The sequence below is a fragment of the Glycocaulis sp. genome, from assembly GCF_052168375.1.
Taxonomy (GTDB): Bacteria; Pseudomonadota; Alphaproteobacteria; order Caulobacterales; family Maricaulaceae; genus Glycocaulis.
In genome coordinates, this window is record NZ_JBQLZR010000090.1 from 1 (window position 1) to 5,186 (window position 5,186).

General features: G+C 65.3%; 5 protein-coding genes and 1 tRNA gene. 2 read left to right on the forward strand and 4 right to left on the reverse strand.

The genetic code is table 11. From position 1 onward, the window contains the following. The 3 genes from ACTS2Z_RS03500 to ACTS2Z_RS03510 all read right to left on the reverse strand — a co-directional run. On the reverse strand, positions 1–904 hold a 904-nt coding region (locus ACTS2Z_RS03500; RefSeq protein WP_442571844.1), incomplete at its 3' end, for an ABC transporter permease. A gap of 44 nt (positions 905–948) precedes the next feature. After that, on the reverse strand, positions 949–1,989 hold the full coding sequence (locus tag ACTS2Z_RS03505) for an extracellular solute-binding protein (RefSeq protein ID WP_442571845.1): 1,041 nt from the start codon (positions 1,987–1,989) through the stop codon (positions 949–951). Between the two features lie 345 nt (positions 1,990–2,334). Further along, positions 2,335–2,409: transfer RNA gene (locus ACTS2Z_RS03510), tRNA-Val, on the reverse strand. Positions 2,410–2,666: 257 nt separating this feature from the next. Here ACTS2Z_RS03510 and ACTS2Z_RS03515 point away from each other — a divergent pair. After that, positions 2,667–2,885 (forward strand): phosphoglycolate phosphatase, encoded by a 219-nt coding sequence (locus tag ACTS2Z_RS03515; RefSeq protein WP_127568383.1) that lies wholly within the window; start codon positions 2,667–2,669, stop codon positions 2,883–2,885. 8 nt (positions 2,886–2,893) lie between these two features. On the opposite strand, the gene gph is transcribed toward ACTS2Z_RS03515, so the two are convergent. Beyond that, on the reverse strand, positions 2,894–3,586 hold the full coding sequence (gene gph / locus ACTS2Z_RS03520) for a phosphoglycolate phosphatase (protein ID WP_442571846.1): 693 nt from the start codon (positions 3,584–3,586) through the stop codon (positions 2,894–2,896). A 96-nt stretch (positions 3,587–3,682) separates the two neighbouring features. Between gph and glmU the strand changes: the two genes are divergently transcribed. Further along, positions 3,683–5,038: a bifunctional UDP-N-acetylglucosamine diphosphorylase/glucosamine-1-phosphate N-acetyltransferase GlmU gene (gene glmU / locus ACTS2Z_RS03525; protein ID WP_442571847.1), complete on the forward strand. Its 1,356-nt coding sequence runs from the start codon at positions 3,683–3,685 to the stop codon at positions 5,036–5,038. The last annotated feature ends 148 nt before the right edge of the window (positions 5,039–5,186 follow it).

A 5,186-nucleotide genomic window follows, 5' to 3' on the forward strand; every position in this document is an offset into this window, starting at 1 on the left:
CGGTCGCCGCAGGTGTGAAAAGCGCGCGCCAGCCAAGCCTTGCCGCCGGAATGACCAGCCCTGCCAGCACCGGGAGCAGGCACGCCGCGAAGGCAGCCCACCCCATGAGCGGGGAGGGGGCCTGGCGGCGGAACGGGCGCACATGGCCGGAGGCTGCGCTCTGTCGGGCGCGGCGGCGCAAGGCGCGCTCAGCCATGAAGATGAGGAAGCTGATCGAAACGAGCAGCATGGCAAGGCGCGCGGCATCGGGGATCGACCCTTCGCCTGCCCACGCGCGCATCAGCGCGACGGTAAGGGTTGGCGCGCCGAGATGACTGACCGTGCCGAAATCGGCCAGCGATTCCATGACAACCAGCGCAAGTCCGGCGGCAACGGCCGGGCGCACCAGCGGCAGGGCGGTGCGGGTGAAAGCCTGCCACGGCGTCGAGCCGAGCGTGCGCGCCGCGTCATAGGCGTCAGCGGACTGCACCGAGAAGCTCTCGCGGGCGAGCAGATAGACATAAGGATAGAAGACGAGGCCGAAAATCGCGCCGGCGCCAAACGGCCCGTGCACCGCAGGAACGAGACCGCCCAGCGGCCCGGCCCCTTGTGTCAGGTCATACCAGCCATAGGCAGCCGCGTAGGCCGGCATGGCCAGCGGCAGGGCCAGAACCCACTGGAAGAAATTGCGCCCGGGGAAGACATGACGCGTTACCAGCCAGGCCGTGCCTGTGCCGATAATCCCGGCAAGGGCGGCCGCGCTCAGGCCCACAATGGCCGTGTTCCAGAGAAACTCGGCAAGGCGTGTATCCGCGATGTGGGAGAGATAGTCGGTCCACTCGTCGGACACGGCCAGCCACGCCACCGCCAGCAGGGGCGCAGCGCATAAAAGGCCTGCAAACGCAGCGAGCCAGACAGGGTGCACCCCTGTCCGGCCCGTCAGCGTGCGGCGGGATCGGGCCGTGGCGCTTATGGCCAGCCCACCCGGTCGAAGATGCGCTGGGCTTCAGCGCCGTTTTCACCAAGCGCGTTGACGTTGAGATCACGCGCCTCGAAACCGGCAAAGCCTTCCAGCACCGTGTTCTCGTAGCTGATCGAGGGATCGGCCGGGAACTCGTTGGTCAGCTCGGCAAAGGCGCGCTGGGCACGCTCGGAGAGCAGGAAGGTGAGAAGCTCACGCGCCGCTTCCGGGTTCGGAGCGTTGGCGGCGAGGCCGGCACCGGAAATGTTGACATAGGTGCCGCCCTGGCCCTGATCGGGGAAGATGATGCCGACCGCTTCGCCGACTTCGCGCTCTGCGCTGTCTTCGGCGTTGAGAAGGCGGCCGAGATAGTAGTGGTTCACGATGGCCACATCGCACTCACCGGCCGCAACGGCGCGGATCTGGTCGGTATCGCCGCCCTGCGGGGCGCGGGCGAGGTTCTGCGCGATGCCGCGGGCGAAGGCTTCAGCGGCCTGCGCCCCATCCTCGGCGATCATGCCGGCCACCAGCGACTGGTTGTAGACGTTCGAGGACGAACGCACGCACACCCGGCCTTCAAATTCCGGGCGGGCGAGGTCGGCATAGGTCTGAACCTCTGACGGATCGACCCGGTCGCGGGCATAGACGATCACGCGAGCGCGTGTCGCAAAACCGAACCACAGGTTTTCCGGGTGCTCGAGGGAGTCCGGCACACGATCCAGCGCGCCGCCCAGATCGCCAGCCGGCTGGAACAGCCCGGCCTGCTCGGCGCGGTGCAGGCGCCCGGCATCCACCGTGATGATCACGTCGGCGGCAGAGCGTTCACCATCGGCGCGCACGCGCTCGATCAGCAAATCGCCATCGGCCTCGACCAGATTGATCTCGATGCCGGTTTCCTCGGTGAAGGCGCGGAACACCTCCTGGTCGGATGCGTAGTGGCGGGCCGAATAGACGTTCACGACGCTGTCGGTCTCGGGCTGTCCGCAGGCAGCGAGCCCGAAGGCCGCGCCCAGTGCGCCGAGAATGGGAAGGCGGAGGCGTTCAAACATGGCGTTCCTCGTTTATCTGCGGCGGCAGAAGGCCGGGAAACCCGCCTTTCCTGCCGTCAGTAGGGCGGTCATGCCAGTTTTGAGAACGCTTCGCAAGTGCGGCTTCAGGCATTCTGTTTCCGCACCCGCGACAGAAAGTCTCACAAACTTTCCCTCAAGGAAAAAACAGATTTCCATAACGGAAGGACATCGCCGCCAAGACACCACCATCACCAAAACGTGACGACAGGCAGGACAGGGCGCGCAAAGCCTTGCCTGGGGATGCAATCCGGCATCGACTGCCCTTCAGGCGCTGGGCCCGGGGCAGTCGATGATCCGGCATTACACAGATTTAATGAAAGAATCTGGTGGGCGATACTAGGATCGAACTAGTGACCCCTTCGGTGTGAACGAAGTGCTCTACCGCTGAGCTAATCGCCCGGAGGGTGCGGCGTATAGAGGCAAAAGACCGGGAAGGTCAAGCGTCTGCCTCCGAAACCGTGGCCGTCCTGACTACATGCATTCACTGGCTTGATAACAAATTCGCGAGAACCCCTTTCGTCACACTTCCGTCAAGAAGCGAAAGCATCTATATCGCTCGTACCGCCGGGGCGCCTCGTGCCGCCCGGCTACGACACCCGACAGTCACCAACACCGGGGCGCTTGAGGCCTTAAGCGCGTCCGAAGGAGAATTAGACATGGCCAGCAATGATCTCTGCACGCCGGAAGGCGCCCGCCGTCTGAAAGAACGTATCGAAGCCTACTGGAAAGAGCGCGGCTACGACGTGACCGTCGATCTGGTCGATGCCGGCTTCATGCCCGCCATGCGTTCGGCCCGCACCGATGTGCGCTCGAACCTGGTGAACGGCATGCCGCGCCCGGCCAATGACCGTGGCGAGAACCGCCGCAGCGCCTAAGCGAACCTTCACCCCCTCCTGGCGGCCAGCTTTGCCAGAATAGCGGGAAGTTCGCGGAATGAATCGAAAAGCCGGTCAGCACCCAGCGTGCTGACCGGCTTTTCGCTATAGCCCCTTGTAAAGATCACAGCTGCCGCGCCGGCTCCGCGCGCCGACAGGACGTCAGGCTCGGAATCGCCGACAAGCGCGATGAAGCGGTCCGGCGCGCCCTCGCCAGCGGCGGTGAGCAGATGGGCCGGATCGGGCTTCTTTGCCGATGTATCTTCCGGCCCTGTGATGCGCTCAAACCGGTGTGAAAGCTCAAGCGCATCTATCAGCTTGCGCGCCAGCGCCGATGGCTTGTTGGTGCAGACGCTCAGGCGCGCGCCGGATACAGCCAGCACGTCGAGCGCCGCCTCCACACCGTCAAACGGCCGGCTCATGGCCGCGATGTCATCGCCATAGGTCTTGAGAAAATGGGCGAGCGCCGCCTCGGTGATTGAGGAATCGAGTGCCGCTCCCGCGCGCACGAAGGCGCGCTCGATCAGGGCCCGCGCACCGCGTCCCACCATGGCGCGCACATCATCCACCGGGACGGGCGCAAGGCCGAAGGGCGCGATCGATTCGTTCAGCGCCCGCACCAGATCCGGCGCGGTATCGACCAGCGTGCCGTCGAGGTCGAAGGCGATTGAAGCGCCTTTCAGGGCGTCCAGTTGCGTCATGGCCAGTCTTCCCCTTCGCAAGTGCGCACCGGATGGGCTATAGCCCGGTCAGCCGCGCGCGAACAGCGCCCCGCGGCAGGCATGAGGAAGGGCGACATCATGGCAAGGCCACGCGCAGTCATCATCCTGGCCGCCGGACACGGCACGCGCATGAAATCCACCCTGCCCAAGCCCCTGCACAGCGTGGGCGGCCGCTCCATGCTGGACTGGAGCCTCGCGCTCGGCGCGTCCTGCGGCGCGAACCGCAGCATCGTCGTCTGGGGCGCGCACGGGCCGCAGGTGAAGGCCCGCGCCGAAGCCGCAGGCGCAGATACCGCCCTGCAGGACCCGCCCATGGGCACCGGCCATGCGGTTCTGTGCGCGAAGGAAGCCCTTGCCGGCTTTGACGGCGATGTCGCCGTGCTGTTTGCCGATACGCCGCTTATCCGCACCGAAACGCTGGCAGCCGTGTTCAAAGCCGAGAACGGCGATACGCGCATCGCCGTTCTCGGCTTTGAACCGGAAAACCCGGCCGGCTATGGCCGCCTCATCGAGGATGCGTCCGGCGCCCTCACCGCCATCGTGGAAGAGAAGGAAGCCAGCGCGCAGCAAAAGGCGGTCCGCCTTTGCAATTCGGGCGTGCTCGCGGCCCCGGTCCCGCTACTTTTCGAGCTGCTCTCGCGCGTGACCAATGACAACGCCAAGGGCGAGTACTACCTCACCGACATCGTGGCGCTGGCTGTCGCTGACGGGCACCGCGCCCGCGCCGTGCGCGCCGATGCCGACGAGGTGATGGGCGTCAATTCACGCGCAAACCTTGCCGAGGCCGAAGCCGCCTTCCAGGCGCGCGCACGCCTTGCCGCGATGGAGGCCGGCGTCACACTCATCGCGCCCGGGACCGTGTTCTTCAGCCACGACACCCAAATCGCCAATGATGTGATCATCGAGCCGAACGTGGTCTTCGGCCCCGGCGTAACGGTGGACAGCGGCGCCGTCATTCACGCCTACAGCCATCTGGAAGGCGCCCATGTCGGACCTGGCACATCAATTGGCCCCTTTGCGCGCCTGCGCCCCGGCACGGTGCTGGAGACCGGGGCCAAGATCGGCAATTTCGTCGAGGTGAAGAACGCCGTCCTGCACGAGGGCGCAAAGGCCAGCCACCTCACCTATATCGGCGACGCGGATGTCGGCGCGAAGGCCAATATCGGCGCGGGCACTATCACCTGCAATTATGATGGCTACTTCAAGCATCGAACCATTATCGGCAAGGGCGCGTTTATCGGGTCCAACACCGCGCTCGTTGCGCCTGTCACGGTCGGCGACGGGGCCTTTACAGGCTCCGGCAGCGTCATCACATCAGACGTGCCGGATGATGCGCTCGGCGTTAGCCGCGCCAGACAGGAGAACAAGCCAGGCTGGGCCGCCCGCTTCCGCAAGATGATGCAGGCGCGCAAGGACAAGAACAAAGGCTGACCCCCTGCCAGCCCGCAACCCGTACGACGATAAAAAAGAGGAAAGGACCTCCCCATGAGCGATTACAAATCCCGCCTGAAGGATCCCGGCCTGGGGCGCACCGATTCCTACATCAATGGCGAGTGGGTGAAGGGCGACGCGCGTTTCG